19 protein-coding genes are annotated in these 26,019 nt (G+C 68.7%); 14 read left to right on the forward strand and 5 right to left on the reverse strand.

Annotated elements, in window-relative coordinates; translation table 11 throughout:
- Positions 1-82 precede the first annotated feature (82 nt).
- From V6M42_RS04935 to V6M42_RS04960, 6 genes are all read left to right on the forward strand, one after another.
- Positions 83-1,252, forward strand: a complete 1,170-nt coding sequence (locus V6M42_RS04935; protein ID WP_332677558.1) for a fumarylacetoacetate hydrolase family protein — start codon at positions 83-85, stop codon at positions 1,250-1,252.
- On the forward strand, positions 1,227-1,982 hold the full coding sequence (locus V6M42_RS04940; RefSeq protein WP_332659140.1) for an SDR family NAD(P)-dependent oxidoreductase: 756 nt from the start codon (positions 1,227-1,229) through the stop codon (positions 1,980-1,982). The genes V6M42_RS04935 and V6M42_RS04940 overlap by 26 nt, the downstream gene beginning before the upstream one ends.
- A gap of 47 nt (positions 1,983-2,029) precedes the next feature.
- Positions 2,030-3,469: a sugar porter family MFS transporter gene (locus V6M42_RS04945; protein ID WP_332677560.1), complete on the forward strand. Its 1,440-nt coding sequence runs from the start codon at positions 2,030-2,032 to the stop codon at positions 3,467-3,469.
- A gap of 74 nt (positions 3,470-3,543) precedes the next feature.
- Complete coding sequence (locus V6M42_RS04950; protein WP_332659138.1) at positions 3,544-4,986, forward strand: aldehyde dehydrogenase family protein; 1,443 nt, start codon at positions 3,544-3,546, stop codon at positions 4,984-4,986.
- A gap of 3 nt (positions 4,987-4,989) precedes the next feature.
- Entirely contained in the window at positions 4,990-5,850 is an 861-nt protein-coding gene (locus V6M42_RS04955) for an SMP-30/gluconolactonase/LRE family protein (RefSeq protein WP_332677563.1), read from the forward strand.
- Positions 5,847-6,701, forward strand: a complete 855-nt coding sequence (locus tag V6M42_RS04960) for an aldose 1-epimerase (protein WP_332677565.1) — start codon at positions 5,847-5,849, stop codon at positions 6,699-6,701. Before V6M42_RS04955 ends, V6M42_RS04960 begins: the two co-directional genes overlap by 4 nt.
- Here V6M42_RS04960 and V6M42_RS04965 read toward each other — a convergent pair.
- Positions 6,698-8,830, reverse strand: a complete 2,133-nt coding sequence (locus V6M42_RS04965) for an alpha-glucuronidase family glycosyl hydrolase (protein WP_332677567.1) — start codon at positions 8,828-8,830, stop codon at positions 6,698-6,700. The two genes, V6M42_RS04960 and V6M42_RS04965, sit on opposite strands and share 4 nt — an antisense overlap.
- A gap of 319 nt (positions 8,831-9,149) precedes the next feature.
- Between V6M42_RS04965 and V6M42_RS04970 the strand changes: the two genes are divergently transcribed.
- The 3 genes from V6M42_RS04970 (at position 9,150) to V6M42_RS04980 (ending at position 12,735) form a co-directional block, all read left to right on the forward strand.
- Positions 9,150-10,451, forward strand: a complete 1,302-nt coding sequence (locus tag V6M42_RS04970; RefSeq protein WP_332677569.1) for an MFS transporter — start codon at positions 9,150-9,152, stop codon at positions 10,449-10,451.
- A gap of 60 nt (positions 10,452-10,511) precedes the next feature.
- Complete coding sequence (locus tag V6M42_RS04975) at positions 10,512-11,597, forward strand: LacI family DNA-binding transcriptional regulator (RefSeq protein WP_332677571.1); 1,086 nt, start codon at positions 10,512-10,514, stop codon at positions 11,595-11,597.
- A gap of 118 nt (positions 11,598-11,715) precedes the next feature.
- Entirely contained in the window at positions 11,716-12,735 is a 1,020-nt protein-coding gene (locus V6M42_RS04980; RefSeq protein WP_332677573.1) for a cupin-like domain-containing protein, read from the forward strand.
- A 19-nt stretch (positions 12,736-12,754) separates the two neighbouring features.
- Here V6M42_RS04980 and V6M42_RS04985 read toward each other — a convergent pair whose 3' ends face one another.
- Both V6M42_RS04985 and V6M42_RS04990 read right to left on the reverse strand, forming a co-directional pair.
- Entirely contained in the window at positions 12,755-14,782 is a 2,028-nt protein-coding gene (locus V6M42_RS04985; RefSeq protein WP_332677575.1) for a response regulator, read from the reverse strand.
- Positions 14,782-19,482: a HAMP domain-containing protein gene (locus V6M42_RS04990; protein WP_332677577.1), complete on the reverse strand. Its 4,701-nt coding sequence runs from the start codon at positions 19,480-19,482 to the stop codon at positions 14,782-14,784. Before V6M42_RS04990 ends, V6M42_RS04985 begins: the two co-directional genes overlap by 1 nt.
- 246 nt (positions 19,483-19,728) lie before the next feature.
- On the opposite strand from V6M42_RS04990, the gene V6M42_RS04995 reads away from it, so the two are divergent.
- The 5 genes from V6M42_RS04995 to V6M42_RS05015 all read left to right on the forward strand — a co-directional run bounded on the left by V6M42_RS04995 (position 19,729) and on the right by V6M42_RS05015 (position 22,406).
- Complete coding sequence (locus V6M42_RS04995) at positions 19,729-20,121, forward strand: hypothetical protein (protein WP_332677579.1); 393 nt, start codon at positions 19,729-19,731, stop codon at positions 20,119-20,121.
- Between the two features lie 8 nt (positions 20,122-20,129).
- On the forward strand, positions 20,130-20,390 hold the full coding sequence (locus V6M42_RS05000; protein WP_332677581.1) for a DUF5985 family protein: 261 nt from the start codon (positions 20,130-20,132) through the stop codon (positions 20,388-20,390).
- Positions 20,387-20,668 carry a DUF5985 family protein gene (locus tag V6M42_RS05005; protein WP_332659125.1) on the forward strand — a complete coding sequence of 94 codons (282 nt, stop codon included), beginning with the start codon at positions 20,387-20,389 and terminating at the stop codon, positions 20,666-20,668. Before V6M42_RS05000 ends, V6M42_RS05005 begins: the two co-directional genes overlap by 4 nt.
- A 53-nt stretch (positions 20,669-20,721) precedes the next feature.
- Positions 20,722-21,897 carry a DNA cytosine methyltransferase gene (locus V6M42_RS05010; RefSeq protein WP_332677583.1) on the forward strand — a complete coding sequence of 392 codons (1,176 nt, stop codon included), beginning with the start codon at positions 20,722-20,724 and terminating at the stop codon, positions 21,895-21,897.
- Between the two features lie 74 nt (positions 21,898-21,971).
- Entirely contained in the window at positions 21,972-22,406 is a 435-nt protein-coding gene (locus tag V6M42_RS05015; protein ID WP_332677585.1) for a surface-adhesin E family protein, read from the forward strand.
- Between the two features lie 3 nt (positions 22,407-22,409).
- Here the strand turns inward: V6M42_RS05015 and gyrB are convergent, their stop codons facing one another.
- Both gyrB and V6M42_RS05025 read right to left on the reverse strand, forming a co-directional pair.
- Complete coding sequence (gyrB, locus tag V6M42_RS05020; RefSeq protein WP_332677586.1) at positions 22,410-24,860, reverse strand: DNA topoisomerase (ATP-hydrolyzing) subunit B; 2,451 nt, start codon at positions 24,858-24,860, stop codon at positions 22,410-22,412.
- A gap of 175 nt (positions 24,861-25,035) precedes the next feature.
- The coding region (locus V6M42_RS05025) for a DNA replication and repair protein RecF (protein ID WP_332677588.1) at positions 25,036-26,019 on the reverse strand (984 nt) is incomplete at its 5' end.

Here is a 26,019-nt window from a genome sequence, read left to right on the forward strand (position 1 = left end):
TCGGGGCGGCGAATAGAGATGATAGCGCTACCAAAGAAGAGCTCCGCACAGACGGGGACAGCGGGGGAAATTGACGGCTCTAGTGAACGATTTGCCGGTCGACTGGCGTCAGGGCGTGTTCCTGGGTCGATTGAGCCTGCCCGAAGGACCGACCCCCGTCCTGGTCCGCGACGGGCGCGTGACCGATATCTCCGCCTTCGCCCCTACGTCAGCGCAAGCGGCCGCCGCGACCGACCTGCGCGACGCCCCCGGCGTGGATCTGGGCGACCTCGAATCCCTTGATCTCGGCCCCGCGTGGGACGACTCCGACCGCTCGCCTCGCCTGCTGTCCCCGGTCGACCTTCAGTGCGTCAAGGCGTCGGGCGTGACCTTCGCCGTCTCCGCCGTGGAACGGGTCATCGAGGAACGCGCGCGGGGCGACGCGGACCGCGCCCAGTCGATCCGCGCCGCCCTGGCCGACCGCGTCGGCGCCGATCTGTCGGCGGTCAAGCCGGGCTCGGACCAGGCCTACGCCCTGAAGGACGCCCTGATCGCCGACGGGCTGTGGTCGCAGTATCTGGAAGTCGCCATCGGCAAGGACGCCGAGATCTTCACCAAGGCCCCGGTCCTGTCCTCGGTCGGCTGGGGCGATCTCGTCGGCGTGCGGCCGGACAGCGCCTGGAACAATCCCGAGCCCGAGGTCGCCATCGTCTGTGATCCGACCGGCCGCCCCGTCGGAGCCACGCTCGGAAACGACGTCAATCTGCGCGACATCGAGGGCCGCTCGGCCCTGCTGCTCGGCAAGGCCAAGGACAACAACGCCTCGGCCGCGCTGGGGCCGTTCGTCCGTCTGTTCGGCGACGATTTCGACATGGACGACGTCCGCGGCGCCCGCATTTCCCTGGAGGTGCGCGGCCAGGACGGGTTCGTACTGGAGGGCGAATCCTCGATGAGCCTGATCAGCCGCGATCCGCTGGACCTGATCAGCCAGACGCTGAACGAGAACCACCAGTACCCCGACGGGTTCGCCCTCTATCTCGGCACCATGTTCGCCCCGATCAAGGATCGGGATGCGCCGGGCCAAGGCTTCACCCACAAGCCGGGCGATCTGGTCACCGTCTCGTCCGGGCGGCTCGGAACCTTGCGTAACCGCGTGACCACCACCGACCGGGCGCCGCCCTGGCGGTTCGGCGTGGTCGATCTGATGTACAATCTGGCCGGTCGCGGCCTTCTGGGGGAGCGACCGAATGAGCGCCGTCTATCCGTCTCTTAGAGACAGGCTGATCATCGTCACCGGCGGCGGTTCCGGCATCGGCGCCGCCTTCACCGAGGCCTTCGCCCGACAGGGCGCGAGGGTGGTCTTCCTTGACGTCATGGAGGCGGAATCCCGCGCGCTCGAGGCCTCGCTGTCCGACCTGTCGCCCGCCCCGGTGTTCAAGCGTTGCGACCTGACCGACCTGGTTTCGCTCAAGGCCTGTTTCGCCGATATCGCGGCCGCTCACGGCGACGCGGACGTGCTGGTCAACAACGCCGCCAACGACGATCGCCACGCCCTGGACGAGGTTACGCCCGAGTACTGGGACGACCGTATCGGCGTGAACCTGCGCCATCTCTATTTCGCGACCCAGGCGGTGACGCCGGCGATGCGCGCGCGCGGCAAGGGGGTGATCCTGAACCTCGGCTCCATCTCCTGGCACCTCGGCCTCCCCGACCTGTCGCTCTACGAGACGGCCAAGGCCGGCATCGAAGGCATGACCCGCGCCCTGGCGCGCGAGCTGGGCGGGGACGGGGTGCGCGTCTGCTGCATCGTTCCGGGCAACGTCCAGACGCCGCGCCAGGCCAGATGGTACACGCCGGAAGGCGAGGCCGAGATCGTCGCCGCCCAGTGCCTGAAGGGCCGGGTCCAACCGGGCGACGTCGCCGCCCTGGGCCTTTTCCTCGCTTCGGATGACGCGCGCTTTGTAACGGGTCATGAGTATTTCGTGGACGCCGGCTGGAGGTAGGTCGAACGTCCAATCATAAGGCCCGGCAAGGGCCGCCAAGGGAGGGAATGAAGATGGCAGGACCGACAGGGGCGTCAGGCCCGGATCTGGCGGGCGCGGATCGCGTCAATATCGGCTTCATCGTGCTGATCGTCGCCGTGGCGACCATCGGCGGCTTCATGTTCGGCTATGACTCGGGGGTCATCAACGGCACCCAGGACGGGCTGGAAAGCGCCTTCAACCTGTCGGCCCTCGGCACCGGCTTCAACGTCGGCGCCATCCTGCTGGGTTGCGCCGTCGGCGCCTTCATCGCGGGCCGCCTCGCCGACCTGATCGGCCGCCGCACGGTGATGCTGCTGGCCGCCGTGGCCTTCATCATCAGCGCCATCTGGGCCGGCGCCGCCGACACCTCGACCCACTTCATCATCGCCCGCTTCATCGGCGGCCTGGGCGTCGGCGCGGCCAGCGTCCTGGCGCCGGCCTACATCTCCGAAGTGACCCCGGCCGCCATCCGCGGACGACTGTCCAGCATCCAGCAGATCATGATCATCATCGGCCTGACCGGGGCCTTCGTCGCCAACTATGCGCTGGCGGCGACGGCGGGCGGATCGACCGCCGAGTTCTGGATGGGCTTCCCCGCCTGGCGCTGGATGTTCTGGATGCAGGTCATCCCGGCCGGCATCTATCTGATCGCCCTGCTTTTCATTCCGGAGAGCCCCCGCTACCTCGTCGTCAAGGGCCGCGACGCCGAAGCCGAGGTCGTGCTGTCGAAGCTGTTCGGAGCCGGCGCGGGCGCCCGCAAGGTGGCCGAAATCCGCGCCTCCCTGGCCAGGGACCACAAACCGAAATTCTCGGACCTGCTGCATCCCACGACCCGCAAGATCCAGCCGATCGTCTGGGCCGGACTGATCCTGGCCGTGTTCCAGCAACTGGTCGGCATCAACATCGTCTTCTACTACGGCGCCGTCCTGTGGCAGTCGGTGGGCTTCTCCGAGAACGACGCCCTGCAGATCAACATCCTGTCCGGCGTGCTGTCGATCGCGGCCTGCCTGTTCGCCATCGCCGTCATCGACAAGATCGGCCGCAAGCCGCTGCTGCTGATCGGTTCGGCCGGCATGGCGGTGACCCTGGCCGTCATGGCCTGGTGCTTCTCGCGGGCGACCATGCTCGACGGCGCGCTGCATCTGGATGACCAGACCGGCATGATCGCCCTGATCGCGGCCAACGCCTATGTGGTCTTCTTCAACCTCAGCTGGGGCCCCGTCATGTGGGTGATGCTGGGCGAGATGTTCCCCAACCAGATGCGGGGTTCGGCCCTGGCCGTCGCCGGCTTCGCCCAGTGGATCGCCAATTTCGGCATTTCGGTCAGCTTCCCGCCCATGGCGGCGTCGCTGGGCCTGACCATCACCTACGGCTTCTACGCCGCCAGCGCCGTCGTCTCCTTCTTCCTCGTCTCGTCACTGATCAAGGAAACCAAGGGACGCGAACTGGAAGACATGACCGGCTAGGCCTACATCGGCCGGACGACTGAACGGGCGGCGCTCCCCCGCCGCCCGAACGACCCAACGACAAAGGACGGGCCATGACCGACACGCTGGAACTCTCTCACTGGATCGACGGCGAGAAGGTGACGACCGAGCGGCCCGGCGAGAGCCACAATCCGTCCGATACGCGCGACATCGTCGCCCGCACGCCCGACGGCGGCGAGGCCGAGGTCGACGCCGCGGTCGCCGCGGCCAAGGCCGCCTTCACCGGCTGGTCGGAGGCTTCGCCCGAAGTCCGCGCCGACGTGCTGGACCGGGCCTCCAACATCCTGTTCGAGCGCCGTGAACAGGTCGGCCGCCTGCTGTCCCGCGAAGAGGGCAAGACCCTGCCCGAGGGCATCGGCGAAACGGTCCGCGCCTCGCGCATCCTCAAATATTTCGGCGGCGAGGCCCTGCGCCTGCACGGCCAGAACCTGATGTCGGTGCGCCCCGGGGTCGAGATCCAGACCTATCGCCAGGCGGTCGGCGTCTACGGCCTCATCACGCCGTGGAACTTCCCGATCGCCATTCCGGCCTGGAAGATGGCCCCGGCCCTCGCCTTCGGAAACACCGTGGTGATCAAGCCCGCCGGTCCCACGCCGGCCACGGCCGAGGCCCTCGTCTCCATCCTGCACGAGGCCGGCCTGCCCAGGGGCGTGGTCAATATGGTCATCGGCCGCGGCCGCGTCGGACAGGCCATCGTCGACCACAAGGACGTGGACGCGATCAGCTTCACGGGCTCGCAGGGCGTCGGCGCCGGCGTGGCCCTGGGCGCGATCAAGCGGCAGGCGCGGGTCCAGCTCGAGATGGGCGGCAAGAATCCGCTGATCGTCATGGACGACGCCGACCTCGACCGCGCGGTGCAGATCGCGCTGGACGGCTCCTTCTTCGCCACAGGCCAGCGCTGCACCGCCTCCAGCCGCCTGATCGTCCACGACGCCATCCACGACCGCTTCGTCGCCGCCCTGGCCGAAAAGGTCGCGGCGCTGCGGGTCGGCGACGCTCTCGATCCGGAGACCCAGATGGGGCCGGCGGTGTCCGAGGATCAGATGGAAACCTCGTACCGCTACATCGACGTGGCGCGCGGCGACGGCGGCCGCATCGTCACCGGCGGCGAACGTCTGAAGCTGGCCAAGCCCGGCTGGTACGTCCAGCCGACCCTGATCGCCGACACCCTGCCGGACATGCGCATCAACACCGAGGAGGTGTTCGGTCCGGTCGCCTCGACCATCCGGGTCGGGAGCTATGAGGAGGCGCTGGAGATCGCCAACGGCGTGGAGTTCGGCCTGTCCGCCGGCATCGTCACCACCTCCCTGAAACACGCCCGCGACTTCCAGCGGCGCGCGCGGGCCGGGATGGTGATGGTCAATCTGGCGACCGCCGGAGTCGACTATCACGTGCCCTTCGGCGGTTCGAAGAAGTCGAGCTACGGCGCGCGCGAACAGGGGTTCGCGGCGGTCGAGTTCTTCACCCAGACCAAGACCGCCTACAGCTGGAGCTGACCCGTGGGCGGCGCGCCGGAACTGGTCTGGGACGTGAAGGCCGAACTGGGCGAAGGCCCGGTGTGGGTCGCGCGGGACCGGGCGCTCTGGTTCGTCGACATCAAGGGCCGTCGGCTGCACCGCTATGGCCACGACGACGGGTCGCAGGCCTCGTGGGAGGCGCCGGACCAGATCGGCTTCGCCCTGCCGGCCGAGGACGGGACGCTGATCTGCGGCGTGCGCGGCGGGCTGCACCGGTTCGACGCCGCGACGGGCGTTTTCAGCCTGATCCGGCCGGTGGAGACGGACCGCCCGGGCAATCGCCTCAACGACGGCTTCGTCGCTCCGGACGGATCGCTGTGGTTCGGATCTATGGACGACGCGGAGGAATCGAGGTCCGGCGCCCTGTATCGTTGGACGGGCGGCGAACCGGAACGGATGGACGACGGCTATGGCGTCACCAACGGTCCCGCGCTCAGCCCCGACGGGCGAACCATGTACCACCATGACACCCTCGAGAAGACGATCCATGCCTATGACCACGCCGACGGTCGGATCGCCGCGCGCCGCCTGTTCGCCCTGACCGGGGACGGCTATCCGGACGGCCCGTGCGTCGACGCCGACGGCGTGCTGCACGTCGGCCTGTTCGGCGGCTGGGGCGTCGACCGGTTCGACCCGGAAGGCCGCCCGCTCGGGAAGATCGAGCTGCCCGTTCCCGCCGTGACCAAGGTCGCCTTCGCGGGAGACGATCTGAAGACGATGTATTTCACCACCGCCTGGATGGGCATGGACGCCGCCCAGCGCGCGAAGGCGCCGGCGGCCGGCGGCCTGTTCCGCATGAGCGTGGATCGACCGGGCCTGCCGCAGGCCCTGATCCGCCTGTGATCCGTCTTCAGGCCGGCGACTGGCGCGCCGTCCTGAACCCGGCGCTGGGCGGCTCGGTCGCCGAACTTGAGTGGCTGGGGCGTCCGGTCCTCAGGCCGACGCCGCGGGATGCGGTCGATCCGCTGCAGACCGCCTGTTTTCCGCTGGTTCCCTACGCCAACCGCATCGCCGACGGCCGGTTCGTCTTCGGCGGCCGCGCCCGCGATGTCGGCGTCACGCCCGGTTTCGAGCCGCACGCCCTGCATGGTCTCGGCTGGCGGCGCCCCTGGGAAGTCGAGAGGGCCGACCCGGCCGAAGCCGTATTGACCTTCCGGCATCCCGGCGGAGGAGAATGGCCGTGGGCCTTCTCATCCGGGCAGCGGTTCCAGTTGTCCGGGCGCGGTCTCCGGATCACGCTTTCGATGACCAACCAGGACAGCGAGACCCAGCCCGCCGGGCTGGGTCTGCATCCCTATCTCAACCGCCTTCCGGAGGACCGGCTGACGGTGGCGGCGCCGCGCGTCTGGCGCGCCGACGACACCTTGATTCCGCGCGAACGCGTTCCGGCCCCGGCCGTGTTCGACTGGAGCGACGGCCCCGCGATCGCCGACGCCCCGTTCGTGGACAACGCCTACGAGGACTGGAACGGGCTGGCCCGGCTGGCGCATGCGGACTGGTCCGTGACCCTCGCCTCGCCGGGGACGCGCCGCGTCCACGTCTACGCGCCGCGCCGCGCCGGCTTCGTCTGTATCGAGCCGGTCAGTCACCGGCCGAACGCGCTGAACGCCTCCGCCGACGAAGCGTCCGGTCTGGTCATCCTCGAACCCGGTCAGACCCTCTCGCTGTCCATGACGATCGACGCCGGCGCCTAGTTCCCGGGCGCTTCGGGGAAGCTCAGCGCCCTGTAGTGGTCCAGCGAATGCTCCGGCTCAGGGGAGCCGGCGGGCAACGGCCGGTTGGAGAGGGTGCGGAAATAGGCCACCGAGGCGTCGCGCCACCACCGCGCCTCCTTCTGCTGGATCGACAGGAAGGCGGAGACCTCGTCGAAGCGCTGGTCGTCGACATAGGGCTGCATCGACGCCCAGGTCCCCCGCATCCCGCCGACCGTGGTCACGCCCCGATCGTAGGTCAGCACCATTTCGTCCCACAGGGTCCGCCCGGACCGCATCCGGTGGTCCCAGGGCAGATGGTGGAACCACAGCAGATAACGCTCGTCGACGCGCGACAGATCAGCGAACCCGGCCGCCACTTCGGGCGCATACTGGGCCACGGCGTTCGAGCCCGACGCCGTTCGGTCGAAGCCGATCCCCTGCGCATCGGCGCGGTGATAATAGACAGGGTTCCATTCCGGCCGGGACAGGTCGGACACCCAGGGTCCCGGTCCGTAGTGGTGGCCCGTCGCCATCAGGTGGTGCAGGCCCAGGGGGGTCATGTAGTCGACCACCGCCTCCCGCGACCCCATCATCATCGCGACCACCGGCTCGACGAAACGCGCGTCATTGGAGAAGGTCATGCGGGCCCACTCCCCGGCGATGGGCCGGGCCCGCGTTCCCTCGGGGTCCCATGCCATGCGGCCGAAGACGTACCAGTTGGCCTGATCGAAATGACTGCCGGACCAGTTGCGGTCCGAGCCGATGTTGGCGACGCCGGCCATACCGGTCAGCTGATGGCCGAAAGCGCGCCCGTCGACGATCCGCGCCACGCTCGAACCCCGTCCCGGCCGGTGCGTGTCCGACTGCAGCACCTCTTCATAGAGGGGGCCGAGATAGGCGAGGTGGGTCGCGAAGCCGAGGTATTCCTTGGTGATCTGGAACTCCATCATCAGCGGCGTTTTCGACATGGCGCCGAACAGCGGATGGAAGGGCTCTCGCGGCTGGAAATCGATGGCGCCGTTCTTCACCTGAACGATGACATTGGGCAGGAACCGGCCGTCCAGCGGCTCGAACTCGGCGCCGGCCTGTTTGTGCCGGTCCTCGGGGTTCTCGTGCGAATAGACGAACGCCCGCCACATCACGACGCCGCCGTGCGGCGCCAACGCCTCGGCCAGCATATTGGCTCCGTCGGCGTGGGAGCGGCCGTAGTCCTGCGGACCCGGCTGGCCTTCGGAATTCGCCTTGACCAGGAAGCCGCCGAAGTCGGGGATGGCGGCGTAAACCTCGTCCGCCTTGGCCGTCCACCATTCCCGGACTCGAGGGTCCAACGGGTCCGCCGTGGGCAGTCCTCCGATCTCCATCGGGGCGCTGAAACGGGCCGACAGATAGACGCGGATCCCCCAGGGCCGGAACACATCGGCCAGGGCCGCCGCCTTGGCGATATAGGGCGCGGTCAGCGACAGGGCGTTGGTGTTGACGTTGTTCAGCACCGCGCCGTTGATGCCGATCGAGGCGTTGGCGCGGGCGTAGTCGGTATAGAGCCGGGGCGTGAAATCCGGCAGCCTGTGCCAGTCCCAGATCGACTGGCCCGCATAGCCGCGCTCGACCGTGCGATCCAGATTGTCCCAGTGGTTCAGCAGCCTGAGCTTCACGGCCGGCGCCGAGCGCAGGTCCAGGTCGGCGACCGGCTGGCGCGTCTGGATGCGGCGCAGCAAGTCGAAGGCTCCGTACAGGACGCCGATGTCGCGGTTGGCCGCGATCACCGTGACGGTACGCCCCTCCAGTCTCACGCTGCGGATCAGATAGCCTTCCTCCCCCAGTCCCTCCAGCGGCAGATCCAGGCCGGCGATGAGCGGAGATGACGCCGGCGTGCCGTAGACGATCGTCCCCGCCCCCGGCCGTTCGACGATCCCGACCGCCCGGCCTGTCAGGCCCGAAAGCCCCCGTGTCAACTCGGTCGTGACGGCCCGGATGGTCGGCGTGTCGCCGGCCGGCAGGAGGCCGGTCGCCGCCGCGCGATAGGGCCGCACGGCGCCCTCCTCCACAGGCCGATAGCGGAGCCACAGCTCGTATCCGTCCTCGGCCGCCGCCGAGTCGGACACCGCGAATGTCAGCAGGGAAGCCAGCATGAGGACAATCAGCGGCGGCCATGCAGCAAGGCGCATCTTCCGATCCTCCCGTCGGCCTTCCGGCCCTGATCCTCGACCGTTCCGAGCCGTTGACAAGCTCCGCCGATCGTATTCTGGTAGCGCTATCATGCCATGCCCGGCCGCCACGGCAAGGGCCACGACGGCGACGAGGGCTGCGGGAGGAAACCGGCTTGTCTGATCCGACGATCACGGCCCGCGTGTCCAGCCGCGGGCCCTCCCCCCGACACGTCCATCTGCGGGCGACCCGACCGGGAGACGGAACGCGGGCCCGCTCCGGCGGGCGCCCCGGGGCCGGGGCATGAGCGACCCCGTCGCCGGAGCCGCGACGCCGCAGGGAACCGGGCCAGGCCGTATCGGGCGCTATCGCTGGGCCGTCTGCGCCCTGTTGTTCTTCGCCATCACCATCAACTACATCGACCGGCAGGTGCTGGGGGTGCTCAAGCCCGTGCTCGAGGTCGAGCTGGGATGGAACGAGAACGACTACGCCAACATCGTGGTGGCCTTCCAGGCGGCCTACGCCATCGGCCTGCTGGGCTTCGGCCGGTTCATGGACGTGATCGGCGCCCGCTGGGGTCTGGCCGTCGCCGTGACGGTATGGAGTCTGGCGGCCATGGCCCACGCCGGGGCCCGGTCGGCGATCCAGTTCGCCATCGCCCGTTTCGTCCTCGGTCTGGGCGAGTCCGGCGGCTTCCCGGCCTCGGTCAAGGCGGTGTCCGAGTGGTTCCCCAAACGGGAACGGGCGCTGGCGACGGGCATCTTCAACGCCGGCTCGAACGTGGGCGCCCTTCTGACGCCGATCGTCGTGCCGCTGATCGTCGTGACCATGGGCTGGCGGTGGGCCTTCATCCTGACCGGCCTGACCGGCTTCTTCTGGCTGGCCGTCTGGCTGGTGCTGTATCGCCAGCCGCGCGATCATCCGCGGCTGGGGGCGGCCGAACTGGCCCATATCGAAAGCGACCCCGCCGATCCGCCGGGCCGGGTCGGCTGGCGGGTCATCGCCTTCAGACGCGAGACCTGGGCCTTCCTGCTGGGCAAATTCATCACCGACCCGGTGTGGTGGCTGTTCCTGTTCTGGCTGCCGGACTTCTTCGCCAGGACCTATGATCTGAACATCCTGTCCTTCGGGCCGCCGCTGGTGGCGGTCTATCTGCTGGCCGATGTGGGTTCGGTGGGCGGCGGCTGGCTGTCGTCGCGGCTGATCGCGCGGGGCTGGACGGTCAACCGGGCCCGCAAGGGGACCATGCTGCTGTGCGCGCTGTGCGCGACCCCGATCTCGATCGCCGTCTTCGCCGACAACCTGCTGGTGGCGGTGGGCGTCATCGGCCTGGCGGCGGCGGCGCACCAGGGATGGTCGGCCAATCTCTACACCCTGGTGTCTGACGTCTTTCCCAGGCGCGCCGTGGCCACGGTCGTGGGCTTCGGCGCCGCAGGGGGCGCGGTCGGCGGGATGTTCATCTCCAAATTCGCCGGCTGGACGCTGGAGACCACCGGCAGCTATGTCCCGCTGCTGGCCTTCGCCGGAACGGCCTATCTGATCGCCCTCGGCGTCATCCATCTGCTGACCCCGCGCCTTGCGCCCGTGAGCCTGCCCGCAGAATGACCGCCATGCTCGCTCTGGATCGCGGCGGGCGCTAGGGTGCCGGCTCTGCTGGAGAAAAGATTGAAGCCGAGATCGACAAGACGAAAAGGCGGCGGCCACACCATCGACGACGTCGCCCGGCACGCGGGCGTTTCGCCGATGACGGTGTCGCGCGTCATCAACGACGAACGCAACGTCCGCGACACCACCCGCAAGCGGGTGACGGACGCCATTCGCGAGCTGGGCTATGCGCCGAACCAGGCCGCCCGCAGCCTGGCCAGCGCCCAGACGCTGAAGATCGGCCTGCTCTACAGCAACCCCTCCGCCGCCTATCTGAGCGAGTTCCTGCTCGGCGGGCTCGATCAGTGCAGCCGCTCCGGCATCCAGCTGATCGTCGAGAAATGCGAGCCTGAAGTGGGCGAGATCGTCGCCATAGAACGCCTTCTGGCCAGCGGCGTGGACGGCGTCCTGCTGCCGCCTCCGCTCTGCGATTCGAGCATCGTCATCGAACGCCTGAAGACCGCAGGCCTGCCCGCCGTCGCCGTCGCCTCGGGCGACCCGCTGCCCAGCGTCTCGGCGATCCGCATCGACGACCAGGCCGCCGCCGAGGCCATGACCCGTCACCTGATCGGCCTCGGGCATCGCCGTATCGCCTTCGTGCGCGGCCACCCCAACCAGACCGCCAGCCGCCTGCGCTACGAAGGCTATGCCAAGGCCCTCGGCGAGCACGGCCTTACGGTCGACGACCGCCTCGTGGTCCAGGGCTATTTCACCTATCACTCGGGCCTCGACGCGGCCGACAAGCTGTTGAACCTGCGCCACCGGCCCACGGCCATCTTCGCCAGCAACGACGACATGGCCGCCGCCGCCATCGCCGTGGCCCATCGACAGGGCCTGGACGTGCCGCGCGACCTGACCATCGTCGGCTATGACGACACGGCGCTGGCCAGCAGCGTCTGGCCGCCCCTGACCACCATCCGGCAGCCGGTCGCCGAGATGTCGCGCGAGGCCGTGACGATCCTCGCCGATGCGATCCGGCGGAAGATCGACGGCCAACCCCCGACCGCCACGTCGGAGCTGATGGATTTCGCCCTCATCCGGCGCCAGTCGGACGGCCATCCGCCGGCCGGCGATGACGGCGACGCGCCGACGGCTTCCGGCGCCTGAATCAGGACGCTTCGCAAGCGGCGGTCGAGCGGCTATTTGTCGGACATTTCCCGCAGGAGCGGTCCATGTCCCCTATCCGTTTCCGGCCTCATGTTCCTGCCCGGCTGGAGGGCCGCCTTTGATCCCCGATCCGGACCGCCGTACGCCCGTGTTCGAGGCGGTGACGCGGGAGTCGTTCGAACGGGATATCCGGCCGCTGACACGACCGGCCATTCTCAAGGGGCTGGTCTCGCACTGGCCCGCCGTCGAGGCGGGCCGGCGATCGGAAGCCGCCCTGGCCGATCACATCCGCGCCTTCGACACCGGCAAGCCGGTCAGGGTCGTTTCCACGGAGCCGGCGCTGCAGGGGCGGTTCTTCTACAACGACGACCTGACGGCCCTGAATTTCGCGCAGCGGCCTGGAACCGTGAGCGAGGTCCTGGACAGGCTGCTGGCCGATCTGGCCGCCATCGACGCCCCGGGTCTGGCGGTCCAGGCGGCGCCCGAGCCCGACATCCTGCCCGGCTTCGGCGCCGCCAATCCCCAGCCGCTCCTCGACCGGAATACCTTTGCGCGCCTGTGGATCGGCAACGCCGTCACCGTCCAGACCCACCACGATCTGTACGAGAACATCGCCTGCGCAGTGGCGGGCCGGCGGCGTTTCATCCTGTTTCCGCCGTCCCGGACCCGGGACCTCTACGTCGGCCCGTTCGAGACCACGCCCGCCGGCGCCCTGGTCAGCATGGTGAAGCTGGAAGCTCCGGACCACGCGCGCTTTCCCCGGTTCGCCGACGCCTGGGCGGAGGCCGAACTGGCCGATCTGGAGCCGGGAGACGCGCTCTACATCCCCTATATGTGGTGGCACCACGTCCGTTCGCTGGACGCCTTTTCGGTGCTCGCCAACTACTGGTGGAACCCGGCCCCGGCCCATCTCGCGCCCATGCCCGCGCTCATCCACGCCATGATGGCGGTGCGCGACCTTCCCGCCGACCAACGCGCGGCCTGGGCCGGCATGTTCGAGGCCTTCGTCTTCGGCCCTGAAACCCCGGCCGGCCGACACCTGCCGCCCGGACGTCAGGGAATCCAGGGGCCGATGGACGCCGCCGCCGCCGCCCAGGTCCGCGAAATCCTCGCCCGCACCCTGTCGCAGCCGCAGTGAACGGGTCGAAGGCGCCGACCTAGCGGACCCCGCGTTCGGGGGCGGCCGCCTCGGCCATGACCGGCGCGCCCAGCACCGCCCGGAGCCGGGTGGCCAGTTCCGCGCACTGGTAGGGTTTGTCGATCAGGGGGAAGTCGTGCTCCATCTGGTTTCCGGTCTCGCCGAGATAGCCGGAGGTGAGCAGCACCTTGAGGTCCGGACGGCGTTCCTGCGCCTTCTGCGCCAACTCTATGCCGTTCATGCCGCCGGGCATGATCACGTCGGAAAACAACAGGTCGAAGTCCGGGTCCGTCTCCAGGCGGTGCAACGCCCCGGCCGCGTTGGAAGCGACATCGCAGCGGTAGCCGAGGCTGGCCAGCATATCGAGACAGAGGCTCAGGACCGCCGGATCGTCCTCGACGATCAGCACCCGTTCCGAGCCCGCCTCGACCGGGACGGCCTCGGCCTCGGCGGCCGCAACGGCCGGCGTTTCGTCGGTGAGCGGCAGGGTCAGCTCGAAGATCGCGCCCTCGCCTGGCGTGGCTGACACATCGATCCGGCCCCCGGACTGGCTGACGAAACCATAGACCTGGGACAGGCCCAGACCCGTGCCGCGACCGACTTCCTTGGTCGTGTAGAAGGGTTCGAAGACGCGCTGGGCGACCTCTTCGGCCATGCCCGGTCCGGTGTCGCGGACCCGGATCAAGGCCACGGACCCGGCATCGCCGTCCGCCGTTTCCGAGGTGGTCACGATCAGCTGGCCATCCCCCTCCATCGCGTCCCGGGCGTTGACCGCCAGGTTCAGCAGGGCTGTCTCCAGATGGGTCGGGTCGATCGAGGCGTGCAGCGGGCCATCGCACAGTTCGAGCGTGATGGTGACGCCCTCTCCCACAGCCTGCTGCACCAGGGGCGTGAAGTCCCGGATCAGGGCGTTCAGATCTATGACCTGCGGGTTCAGTTGTTGTCGGCGCGAGAAGGCCAGCAGCTGGCGGGTCAGGGTCTGGCCGCGCTCGGCCGCCGAGCGGATGGCGGTCAGCTGGCGCGTGATGCGAGGCTCGTCGTCGCCGAGCCGGCGCAACAGGATGTCGGCGTTCCCCAGGACGACGGTCAGCAGGTTGTTGAAGTCGTGGGCGACGCCGCCGGTCAGCTGACCCACCGCCTCCATCTTGCGCGCCTGGGCCAGATGTTCCTCCAGCTGGCGGCGGTCGGTGACGTCCAGCAGGGTGCCGAGGATCTCGCCGCCGCCGCCGTTGGCGTCGGGCACCCAGACGCCCTGGTCGAGGAAGGTGCGATAGGTCCCGTCCGAACACTGCCAGCGGTATTCGCAGGCGTAGGCGCCGCTGGTCGAGGCCTGCATCAGGCAGGCGGCGACCTTCTCGACGTCCTCGGGATGGATCCGCCCCATGCCGATCTCGGGCTCATCGACGAACCGCTGGGGCGCGAATCCGGTCAGCGGCATGATGCTGTCGCTGACGAACAGCGCCGGATAGGGATGCGCGCTGGCGCGGGAGGTGAAGACCACCGGCAGGGATTTCAGAATGGTGTCCTGGCGTTCCCGCGCCTCGCGCAGGGCCAGTTCGGCGGCCAGCTTTTCCTCGCTGATGCGGGCGTTGGCCTCGAGCAGGGCGTGCTGTTCCTCGGCCTGCCGGCGCACCTCCAGAGTCTTGAGATGCAGCTCGACGAGGATGGCGACCTTGGAGCGCAGGATGAAGGGGTCGACGGGCTTGAACACCACGTCGACGGCCCCGGCCGTATAGGCCTGGAAAATGTGGGCCTCGTCGCGGAACACGGCGGTGACGAAGACGATCGGCGTGTCGCGCGTGCGGGGATGTTCGCGGATCAGCTTGGCTGTCTCATAGCCGTCCATGCCGGGCATGTGCAGGTCCAGCAGGATGACCGCGAACTCCTGGTGCAGCAGCAGCCGCAGCGCCTCCTCGCCCGACCGGGCGATGACGAGGTCGTGGCCCAGCACCTCCAGCGCCTCGCGGGCGGCGAAGGCGTTGCGCTCGTCGTCGTCGACGATGAGGACGCGCGCGGTCAGTGGCTTCGGCTTGGGGCGTCGCGCCATCAGACGGCCGCCGGCGCGGGAAGCGCGCCCTGTTCGGACACGGACATCCGGCCCGCATCGGCGCGCTGGATCGACACCCGCATGACCGAGATCAGATAGTCGATGTCGACCGGCTTGGAGACGTAGTCCGAGGCCCCGGCCTGGATGCATTTCTGCCGGTCGCCCTTCATCGCCTTGGCGGTCACGGCGATGATCGGAATCTGCGCGAACCGGGGCAGGGCCCGGATCTCCCGCATGGTCTCGTAGCCGTCCATGTCGGGCATCATGATGTCGACCAGGATCAGGTCGGTCTCCGGATGCTGGGCCAGCAGGTCGAGACCGGCGCGGCCGCTTTCGGCATAGAGCAGATCGACGCCGAACTCCTCCAGGGCGCTGGCCATGGAGAAGATGTTGCGGATGTCGTCATCGATGACCAGGGCGGTGCGGCCGGTCAGGATGGCGTCCTCCTTGCGCGTCTGCGCCAGGGTGGTGCGGGCTGTTTCCGACAGCCGGTCGGTCGGCTCGTGGAGCAGCAGGGTGGCCTGCTCCAGCAATTGTTCGGGCGTGCGGGCCAGGCGGGCGTGGCCCGCGAAGACCGCCAGCCTCAGACGGCGCTCGTCCAGGGACGACAGGGAGTCGCCGGCATAGACCACGGCGGGGCGATCGCCGGCCTTCAGCCAGTCCACCAGATCGGGAATGGGCGCGGCGGAGACATCGATGATCACGCTGTCGGCGGGCTTCATTTTCGTCTTCGCCAGACCCTTGAGCCCTTCGACCCTCACGACCGAGCCGAAGGCCGATTTCAGCAGGGCCTGCGCTTCGCCCGCGGGGCCGACCAGGATCAGGCGACGGTTGGCGGCCGAGACGAATTTCTTCACCTCGTCCAGACTGGCGACCACCCCCTCGCGATCGATCGGTTTGGGCGTGAAGCCGAAGGCGCCGATGGACAGGCCCAGCCCGGCCTGGTCATGGCCCGAGATCACATGCACCGGGATGTGCCGCGTCTCGGGGGTGCGCTTCAGCAGGTCGAGCAGGGCCAGGCCGTCCATGTCGGGCAGGCCGACATCCAGCATGATCGCCTGCGGGCTGTAGCGGCGGGCCAGGGCCGCGGCGGTGATGCCTTCGTGGGTGATGACGCCCTTGAAACCGCTGTCGCGAACGAGCGCCAGAAGGATGGCGCCGAAGCGCGGGTCGTCCTCGACGATCAGGATCACCGGGTCGCCGGGCGCGACCGTGTCGCGGTCGTCGGCGATCACCTCGACGGCCTCGATCTCGGGTTCCTCGGTCGCCGTGCGAACGGTGACGGCGCGGGAGGCTTCCCGGGCCGTCGGGCCGGTCGATGCGGTCGGGCTGAAGTTCAGCGGCAGGAACAGGGTGAAGGTCGAGCCCTCGCCGGGCTCGCTCTCGACCTTCAGTTCGCCGCCCAGGGTGCGGGTGATTTCCCGGCTGATCGACAGGCCCAGACCCGTGCCGCCGTATTTGCGGCTGGTGGTGCCGTCGGCCTGCTGGAAGGCCTCGAAGATGATGCGCTGCTTGTCCTCGGGAATGCCGATGCCGCTGTCATGCACCGAGAAGGACAGGACCTGGCCGGCCTTGTTGAGGTGTTCGTTGCCGGGGCTCCAGCCCTCGGCGACACGGTCGACGCGGAGCCGCACCGAGCCGCTCTCGGTGAATTTGAAGGCGTTGGACAGCAGGTTCTTGATGATCTGAAGCAGTCGCTTGTCGTCGGTGTACATCGACGGCGGAAGCTCGGGATCGATGTCGATGGAGAAGTCGAGTTTCTTGTCCTGGGCGATCTGGGCAAAGGTGCGGTGCATCTGGTCGCGCAGCGATTCCAGCGCCATCTCGCCGATGTCGAGAGTCACGGTGCCCGACTCGATCTTCGACAGGTCGAGGATGTCGTTGATCAGCCCCAGCAGATCCGAACCGGCGGCGTGGATGTTCCGCGAGAACTCGACCTGTTTGGGCGTCAGATTGCCCTGGGTGTTCTCGCTGAGCATCTTGGACAGGATCAGCAGGCTGTTCAGCGGCGTGCGGAGTTCGTGGCTCATATTGGCCAGGAACTCGGACTTGTATTTCGACGTCAGGGCCAGCTGTTCGGCCTTTTCCTCGAGCGCGAAACGGGCCTGTTCCACCTCCCGGTTCTTGGCTTCCACCTGCTGGTTCTGGGCCGAGAGCAGGACCGCCTTGTCCTCCAGTTCGGCGTTGGATTGCTGCAGCTCCTCCTGTTTGGCGCGCAGCAGTTCCTCGGACTGGCGCAGGGAGGCGGCCTGCTGTTCCAGCCGGTCGTTGGTGGACTTCAGCTCTTCCTGCTGGGCCTGGAGTTCGGCGGTCAGCAGCTGGGACTGGCTCAGCAGACCTTCGGTCCGCATGTTGGCGGCGATGGTGCTCAGCACGATGCCGACCGATTCCATCAGCTGGCTGAGGAAGGACTGGTGGGTCTCGGAGAACTCGCCGAAGGTCGCCAGTTCGATCACCGCCTTGACCTCGCCCTCGAACAGGGCCGGCAGGATGATGATGTTCAGCGGCGCCGAGGCCCCCAGACCGGAACCGATCTGGACGTAGTCCTGCGGCACGTTGGTCAGAAGGATGCGCTCCTTCTCCTTGGCGGCCTGGCCGATCAGGCTCTGACCCAGACGGAAGGTCGGCGACAGCTGTTCGCGCTCGGTCGAGGCGTAGGCGGCGGCCAGGACAAGGATGGGCTCGTCGTTGGCGTCCTTGTCGGAAACGTAGAACACGGCGTGCTGGGCGTTGATCAGGGGCGCCAGTTCGGACAGCACCATGTTCGACACCGTGGCCAGGTCACGCTCGCCCTGCAGCATGCGGGTGAAGCGGGCCAGGTTGGTCTTCAGCCAGTCCTGTTCGGTGTTCTTGAGGGTCTGATCCTTCAGATTGCGGATCATCTCGTTGATGTTGTCCTTCAGCGCCGCGACCTCGCCCGAGGCCTCGACGGTGATGGAGCGGGTCAGTTCGCCCTTGGTCACGGCGGTCGACACCTCGGCGATGGCGCGGACCTGGGTGGTCAGGTTGCCGGCCAGCTGGTTCACGTTGTCGGTCAGGTCGCGCCACAGGCCGGCGGCGCCGGGCACCCGGGCCTGACCGCCCAGCTTGCCCTCGATGCCCACCTCGCGGGCCACGTTGGTCACCTGGTCGGCGAAGATGGCCAGGGTCTCGATCATGCCGTTGATGGTGTCGGCCAGCGAGGCGATCTCGCCCTTGGCGTCCACGGTCAGTTTGCGCTTCAGGTCGCCGTTGGCCACGGCGGTCACCACGTCGGCGATGCCGCGCACCTGACCGGTCAGGTTGGCGGCCATGGAGTTCACATTGTCGGTCAGGTCCTTCCAGGTCCCGCCGACGCCTTCCACGCGCGCCTGGCCGCCCAGCTTGCCCTCGGTGCCGACCTCCTTGGCCACGCGGGTCACTTCGGAAGCGAAGGCGTTCAGCTGGTCCACCATGACGTTGATGGTGTTCTTCAGCTCGAGGATCTCGCCCTTCACGTCCACGGTGATCTTCTTGGACAGGTCGCCCTTGGCCACGGCGGTCGTCACTTCGGCGATGTTGCGGACCTGGCCGGTCAGGTTGCCGGCCATGAAGTTCACATTGTCGGTCAGGTCCTTCCAGGTGCCGGCCACGCCCTTCACGTTGGCCTGGCCGCCCAGCTTGCCTTCCGTACCCACTTCACGCGCCACCCGGGTCACTTCCGAGGCGAAGGCATTCAGCTGGTCCACCATGGTGTTGATGGTGGATTTCAGCTCGAGGATCTCGCCCTTCACATCCACGGTGATCTTCTTGGACAGGTCGCCGTTGGCCACGGCGGTCGTCACCTCGGCGATGTTGCGCACCTGACCGGTCAGGTTGTCGGCCATCAGGTTCACATTGTCGGTCAGGTCCTTCCACGTGCCGGTCACGCCGGTCACCTGCGCCTGACCGCCGAGGTTGCCCTCGGTGCCCACTTCACGGGCCACCCGCGTCACTTCCGAGGCGAAGGCGTTCAGCTGGTCCACCATGACGTTGATGGTCGACTTGAGCTCGAGGATCTCGCCCTTCACGTCCACGGTGATCTTCTTGGACAGGTCGCCGTTGGCCACGGCGGTGGTCACCTCGGCGATGTTCCGCACCTGACCCGTCAGGTTGGCGGCCATGAAGTTCACGTTGTCGGTCAGGTCCTTCCAGGTGCCGGCCACGCCCTTCACGTTCGCCTGACCGCCCAGCTTGCCCTCGGTGCCCACTTCCCGGGCCACGCGCGTCACTTCCGAGGCGAACGAGCCCAGCTGGCCCACCATGGTGTTCACGACCCGGCCGATGCGCAGGAATTCGCCGCGCAGGGGCTGTTCCTCGTTCTCGAGGTCCATGGTCTGGCTGAGGTCGCCCTTGGCCACGGCGCCGATCACGCGGGCCATTTCGGCGGTCGGGTGGACCATGTCGGCGATCAGGGTGTTGACCGCATCGACGCTGTCCGCCCAGGCCCCGGTCGCCGACGGCACGCGCGCGCGGTTGTTGATCTTGCCCTGCCGGCCGACGGCCTCGCCCAGGCGGCTGAATTCCCGGCTCATCCGGTCGTTCAGCTCGACGACGTCGTTGAAGGCCTCGGCCAGTTCGCCGTCCATGCCGGTCAGCCCGCCGGGCAGGCGGACCGAAAAGTCGCCCCTTCGGAAGGCCCTCAGGGCCGTGAGGAGCTGGCGGTTGTCGAGGGTGGGTTCAACGACGGTGGCAAGCGACATCATTCACCTTCAGCTCAGAAGCAGGCTGTCCGTCGGCTGGGTCCGCGATGTGCAGAAAATGTGGCAACCGCTCCCGCGTCCGCCACGCCCCCGCCATGCGCCGTCCACGCCCCCGAACCAACTGGAAAAAACTGCCAAGGTGGCAATGGGTTCCGGCGAACAGGAAGAAATTTTGCCATTGCCAATCAGGATTCCGCCGCTAGCTTCCCCCGCCATGCACACGAAGCCAGAGCGGGCGTTCGGGGCGTGAGCGCGGCGGGGCAAGGCGGCGTGGATCCTGAGTTGGCGGCCTTCATCGAGGCGGCCATTCCTTCCGTGTGGGCGCTTGAGGCGCTGATCGTTCTGAAACGGGACCCGGACATCGGCTGGGCGACCGACGATCTGGTCGCGGAAATGCGCGCCAGCGCGACGCTGGTGACCGATTGCATACTGGTTCTCCAGCGCGCCGGCCTGGTCATCGAACATTCGGGGTCGGTCCGGTACGCGCCCGCCTCGCCCGCGTTGGCGGGCCTGGCCGACGCGTTGCAGGGCGCCTATCGCCAACGGCCCGTCGCCGTCGTCAACTGGATCACGGCGCGAAGGTCCGACCCGTTGAAAGGGTTCGCGGACTCGTTCCGGCTGGGGGGATGGAAGGCATGACCGACTGGATGCCGCAACTCGTGTACGGGCTCTGCCTGCTGACCAGCGCGATCTGCGCCGTGCTGCTGGCGAGATCCTGGCGAAGGTCGCGGCAGCCCCTGCTCCTCTGGAGTGCTGGCTGCTTCAGCCTTCTGGCGGCGAACAACCTGCTGCTGTTCCTGGACCGCCTGGTTCTGCGGGAAGTCGATCTCGGACCGGCTCGCGTCGTGACCGCCCTCCTGGCCGTGGGGGTCCTGCTGTACGGCTTCATCTGGGAGGTCGACCGATGAGCGCCATGGCCATGGCCAACGGCGCGGTGATCATGGGCAATGTCATCGCGGCCCTCTTCTTCCTCAAATTCTGGCGCCGGACCGACGACCGGCTGTTCCTGGCGTTCGCCGCGGCATTCCTCCTGATGGGACTGGTCCCGCTTCTGACGACCCTGATGCAGGTCCCGCGCGAGGAGCAGAGTCCCTTCTATCTGATCCGTCTGGCCGCCTTCGTGATCATCATCTGCGCCATTGTCGGCAAGTCACGCGCCGCGCCGAAACAGCAACCGCCGGAATAGATCGCCCGCGCCTTTCATTGGACTTGGGGGCGCCGGGGCGTGAGAGTCGGGACATGATCGAATCGCCCGCCCAACCGCCCCATGATCGGCGGCCCGGCTTCTACGAGTTCTTCGCCGGCGGCGGCATGGTCCGGGCCGGGTTGGGCGAGGGCTGGCGCTGCCTGTTCGCCAATGACATCGACGCGGGCAAGGGCCTGGCCTATCGCGCCAACTGGGGCGAGGCCGATTTCCATCTTGGCGACATCGGCGCCGTTTCCGCCTCCGGCCTGCCCGGCGAGGCCGAGCTGATGTGGGGCTCGTTTCCGTGTCAGGACCTGTCGCTCGCCGGGGCCGGAGCCGGGCTGGGCGGACGTCGCTCGGGCACGTTTCACGCCTTCTGGGACGTGGCCCGGGGCCTGGCCGCCGACGGACGGGCGCCGGCCATCGTGGCCGTGGAGAATGTGTGCGGCACGCTGACCTCGCGGGGCGGGCGGGATTTCGAGGTCGTCTGCCAGACCTATGTCGACGCCGGCTACCGGCCGGGGGTCCTGATCATCAACGCCGACCGGTTCGTGCCACAGTCGCGGCCGCGCCTGTTCGTGATCGGCGTTCGAGGCGATCTGGCCACGCCCCCGGGGCTCGCCGCGCCGGGGCCGCTGGAGCCGTTCCACCCGGCCTCCCTGCGTCGCGCCGTCGACCGGCTGCCGGAGGCGCTGCGCGCCCGGATGGCCTGGTGGCGGCTGCCCGAACCGGCCACGCCGCCGACGGATCTGGCGACGGTCATCGAGGATGATCCGGCCGATGCGCCCTGGAGCCCCCCGGAGCGGACGGCGCGGCTGCTGGCCCTGATGTCGCCCGTCAATCTGGCCAAGGTCGAGCAGGCGCGCCGCGACGGCGGACGGAGGGTCGGAGCCCTGTACCGGCGGACCCGTCAGGGCGCCGACGGCGGCAAGCTTCAGCGGGCCGAGGTCCGGTTCGACATCGCCGGCTGCCTGCGCACCCCGGCGGGGGGATCCAGCCGGCAGACGGTGCTGGTCATCGACCGGGGCGAGGTCCGGTCGCGCCTGATGTCGGCGCGGGAAACCGCCCGGCTGATGGGCCTGGCGGACAGCTACCGGCTTCCCGCGTCCAGCAGCGCCGCGTACCGGCTGACCGGAGACGGCGTCGCCGTGCCGGTCGTGCGCCATCTGGCGAAATGGCTGTTCGAGCCAATCCTGGACGGCGCTGCGGCGGCTCGACGCGCCGCCTGAGCCCGCCACGGCGCCCTCTTGCCAAAGCCGTTCAGCGGCGCATCATGCGGATGCAGGGGTCTGGGGAGATCATCGTGAAATATCTTGTGTTGAGCCTCGTCGTTCTGACGGCCGGGGCCGCGCCGGCGGCGGCCGAGAGCTGGCATCCGTTTTCGCGCAGCCCGAACAACGTCTTCATGGCCGACGTCGACAGCATCGTCGTGAACGGCGACGTCACCTCGGTGCGGGTTGTCACGGCGCCGCGCCGCGGGGCGCCGGGCGACTACAGCCACTCGATCGAGACCTATGAGCTCCAGTGCGCCGACCGGAAATGGCGCACGGCGGGGGTGGTCGAATACGGCGCCGACGGCGCGGAAACCGACCGCTATCCCGAGGAGGGCTCGCCGTTCGAGGACGTGCGGCCCAATACGGCGCCCGCCTTCCTCAGCAACATCGCCTGCGAGGGCTCGCGCGCCCAGCCGCCGGTCTGGCCGACGATCAAGGAATTCGTCGACGCAGGCCGCCCCTAGGCGTCAGGCGTCGACGGCGGCGTCCAGGGCGTTGGCCTGGATGAACTCGCGGCGCGGCTCGACCACGTCGCCCATCAGCTTGGCGAACAGGTCCGACGCGTCTTCCTGATGCTCGACCTGCACCTTCAGCAGCGTGCGGGCGTTCACGTCGAGCGTGGTCTCCCACAGCTGTTCCGGGTTCATCTCGCCCAGGCCCTTGTAGCGCTGGATGGCGATGCCCTTCTTGCCGGCGTCGAGGACGGCTTCCAGAAGGTCCAGCGGACCGCGGACCGTGACCACCTTGTCCTTGCGGCGGAAGATGGCCGGCTTGTCGAACAGGCCCTCGAAGGCGGCCGAGCGTTCGGCCAGACGGCGGGCGTCCAGCGAGCGGATCAGGGCCTCTTCCAGCACGATGCGCTCGGTCACGGCGCGGCGCACGCGTTCGAAGGCCACGGCCCCCTGCGCGCCCGGCGAGCCGGTCCAGTCGCCGTCGCCTTCCTCGGCGTAGAGGTTCAGGCGGGCGGCGGCCTTGGCCGGGTCGGCGGCGGCTTCGTCGAACAGGCCGGCCAGGGCCGCCTGTTCGATGGCGAAGGTCGGGGCGCGCTGGCTCAGGCGGTCGACGCCGGCCTTGAAGGCCTTGGCCTCGCGCACGAGCGACTGCAGGTCCATGCCGGTGCGGCGCTCGCCGGTCGGCAGGTCCAGCTCGGCCTCGGACGAGCCTTCCTCGATGAGGTAGGCGTCCATCTCGGACTGGTCCTTGAGGTAGCGGGACTGCTTGCCCTTGGCGACCTTGTAGAGCGGCGGCTGGGCGATATAGACGTGCCCGCGCTCGATCAGCTCGGGCATCTGCCGGTAGAAGAAGGTCAGCAGCAGGGTCCGGATGTGGGCGCCGTCGACGTCGGCGTCGGCCATCAGGATGATCTTGTGATAGCGCAGCTTGTCGGCGTTGAAATCGTCGCGGCCGATGCCGGTGCCCAGCGCCAGGATCAGCGTCCCGATCAGTTCCGACGACAGCATGCGGTCGAAGCGGGCGCGCTCGACGTTCAGGATCTTGCCGCGCAGGGGCAGGACGGCCTGGTTCTCGCGGTTGCGGGCCTGTTTGGCCGAGCCGCCGGCGGAATCGCCCTCGACGATGAACAGTTCGGACTTGGCCGGATCGCGTTCCTGACAGTCGGCCAGCTTGCCGGGCAGGGAGCTGATCTCCATCGCCGTCTTGCGGCGGGTCAGGTCGCGGGCCTTGCGCGCGGCCTCGCGGGCGGCGGCGGCCTCGATGATCTTGGCGACGACCTGTCTGGCCTCGACCGGATGTTCCTCGAACCAGGTCGACAGACCTTCCGAGCACAGGGCCTCGACGGCCGGACGCACCTCTGACGAGACCAGCTTGTCCTTGGTCTGGGAGCTGAATTTGGGGTCCGGAACCTTGACCGACAGGACGCAGGTCAGGCCCTCGCGGGCGTCCTCGCCCGAGACCGAGACCTTCTCCTTCTTCGCGGCGCCGGCGGCGTCGATATAGCCGCCCATGACGCGCGTCAGACTGGCGCGGAAGGCCGACAGGTGGGTGCCTCCATCCCGCTGGGGGATGTTGTTGGTGAAGCACAGCATGGTCTCGTGGTAGCTGTCGTTCCACCACAGGGCGAGATCGAGCTCGATCCCCTCCTTCTTGCCGCGGATGACGATGACGTCCTTGAGGATCGGCGTCTTGGACTTGTCCAGGTGGCGCACGAAGGCCTCGACCCCGCCCTCGTAGTGCAGGATTTCCTCGAACTTCTCGGCATGGCGGTCGTCGCGCAGCTTGATGACCACGCCCGAGTTCAGGAAGGCCAGCTCGCGCAGCCGGTGCTCCAGCGTCTTCAGGTCGAAATCGATGTGGGCGAAGGTCGTGACCGACGGATAGAAGGTGACCTCGGTGCCCGACAGGGGCTGGCCGGCGCGCTCGCCGCTCTCGCGCATCGGCGCGTCGCCGGTCACGCGCAGGCTTTCGACCGTGTCGCCGCGCGCGAACTTCATCTCGTGGCGCTTGCCGTTGCGGTAGATGACCAGTTTCAGCCAGTCGGACAGGGCGTTGACGACCGAGACGCCGACGCCGTGCAGGCCGCCCGAGACCTTGTAGGAATTCTGGTCGAACTTACCGCCCGCGTGCAGCTGGGTCATGATGACCTCGGCCGCCGAGACGCCCTCGCCCTCGTGGATGTCGGTGGGAATGCCGCGGCCGTTGTCGGTCACGGTGACCGAGCCGTCGGCGTTCAGGATCACCTGGACCAGGTCGGCGTGACCGGCCAGGGCCTCGTCGATGGCGTTGTCGACCACCTCATAGACCATGTGGTGCAGGCCCGAGCCGTCGTCGGTGTCGCCGATGTACATGCCGGGCCGTTTGCGAACCGCGTCCAGGCCCTTGAGGACCTTGATGGAATCGGCGCCGTAGGCGGCCTCTTCGGCGGTGTCTTCGTTGCGCGCGGTCTCGTTCTGGTCGGTCATATATTCGGTCGGTGAAACGCCCTCTGCGAGGGCCTCTGAAGGCGGCGGATCGACCGCCTTGAAGGGACTGTTTTCAGGACGCGAATCCGATCCGCGCCAATGCCCGCAACATATAGGGATTCAGGGCGGAATTGCGAGGAAAAGCGGCGCTGGAAAAGGCCGCGCGCAGGGGGTTTCAGCCTTCCGCCGCGAACCCGCCGTCCGCAACCCGCACGAACTGCGCCCGGCCGCGCAACGGGGCGAACAATTCAGCCTCGGTGCCGGTCATGAAGGCCTGCAGGCCCAACGCCTCGATCTCGTCGAACAGGGCGGCGCGGCGGGCCGTGTCGAGGTGGGCGGGTGCCTCGTCGAGCAGCAGAACCGGCGGGGCGGGCTGGTCCGCCAGCCGGGCGATCTGGGCGAGGATCAGGTTCAGCACCAGCGCCTTCTGCTCGCCCGAGGAGCCCTCGGCGGCGGGGCGGTTCTTCTCGCGGTGCAGGGCGGTCAGGTCCGACCGGTGCGGGCCGTACAGCGAGCGGCCGGCGGCGGCGTCGCGGGCGCGGGAACGGACCATGCCGTCGCGGATGACGGCGGCGATGGCGGCTTCGTCGGCGCCTTCGGCGGCCTGCATCTCGGCCTCGCCGGTCAGGCCGAGGTCGGCCTGGGGGAAGGGGCGATCGGAGCGGGCGTCGATGGCGCACTGCAGCGTGGTCAGGGCGGCGGCGCGGGCGCGGGCGGCGGCGGCTCCGGCCTCGCCCAGCCGGATCTCCAGCGCGTCCAGCCACAGGGGGTCGGCGGCGCGGCCCTCGGCCCCCTCGGTCAGCAGACGCAGCCGCTCGCGCAGGGCCTTCTCATAGGCCGAGACCGAGGCGGCGTGGGCGGGGTCGGCGGCGAAGACCAGCCGGTCGAAGAAGCGCAGGCGGGCGGCGCGGGCGTCGGAGAACAGCCGGTCCTGTTCGGGCGTGGCCCAGACCGGGCGCAGATGGTCCAGCAGGCGACCGGGCTGGGCCGTCTCGCCGTCGATGCGGACGATGCGGCGGGCGGCGCCGGGGCTCTGGACGCCGGTGCCCAGCTTCGTCTCGCCGTCTCCATCGGTCAGGACGGCCGCGACGGCCCATGCGCGGCCCGTCGCCTCGCCGGGTTCCCGCCGCCCCATCTCGGGCGCCGTGGCCCCGCGCAG

Origin of the sequence: Brevundimonas sp. (assembly GCF_036677305.1) — a bacterium.
Classification (GTDB): Bacteria; Pseudomonadota; Alphaproteobacteria; order Caulobacterales; family Caulobacteraceae; genus Brevundimonas.

What these genes read in the sequence shown, in the direction of transcription:
- V6M42_RS04940 (WP_332659140.1), top strand. Translation starts at nt 1,227, where the DNA reads ATGAGCGCCGTCTATCCGTCTCTTAGAGACAGGCTGATCATCGTCACC.
- V6M42_RS04945 (WP_332677560.1), top strand. Translation starts at nt 2,030, where the DNA reads ATGAAGATGGCAGGACCGACAGGGGCGTCAGGCCCGGATCTGGCGGGC.
- V6M42_RS04950 (WP_332659138.1), top strand. Translation starts at nt 3,544, where the DNA reads ATGACCGACACGCTGGAACTCTCTCACTGGATCGACGGCGAGAAGGTG.
- V6M42_RS04965 (WP_332677567.1), bottom strand. Translation starts at nt 8,830, where the DNA reads ATGCTGGCTTCCCTGCTGACATTCGCGGTGTCCGACTCGGCGGCGGCC.
- V6M42_RS04970 (WP_332677569.1), top strand. Translation starts at nt 9,150, where the DNA reads ATGAGCGACCCCGTCGCCGGAGCCGCGACGCCGCAGGGAACCGGGCCA.
- V6M42_RS04985 (WP_332677575.1), bottom strand. Translation starts at nt 14,782, where the DNA reads ATGGCGCGACGCCCCAAGCCGAAGCCACTGACCGCGCGCGTCCTCATC.
- V6M42_RS04990 (WP_332677577.1), bottom strand. Translation starts at nt 19,482, where the DNA reads ATGTCGCTTGCCACCGTCGTTGAACCCACCCTCGACAACCGCCAGCTC.
- V6M42_RS05000 (WP_332677581.1), top strand. Translation starts at nt 20,130, where the DNA reads ATGCCGCAACTCGTGTACGGGCTCTGCCTGCTGACCAGCGCGATCTGC.
- V6M42_RS05005 (WP_332659125.1), top strand. Translation starts at nt 20,387, where the DNA reads ATGAGCGCCATGGCCATGGCCAACGGCGCGGTGATCATGGGCAATGTC.
- V6M42_RS05010 (WP_332677583.1), top strand. Translation starts at nt 20,722, where the DNA reads ATGATCGAATCGCCCGCCCAACCGCCCCATGATCGGCGGCCCGGCTTC.
- gyrB (WP_332677586.1), bottom strand. Translation starts at nt 24,860, where the DNA reads ATGACCGACCAGAACGAGACCGCGCGCAACGAAGACACCGCCGAAGAG.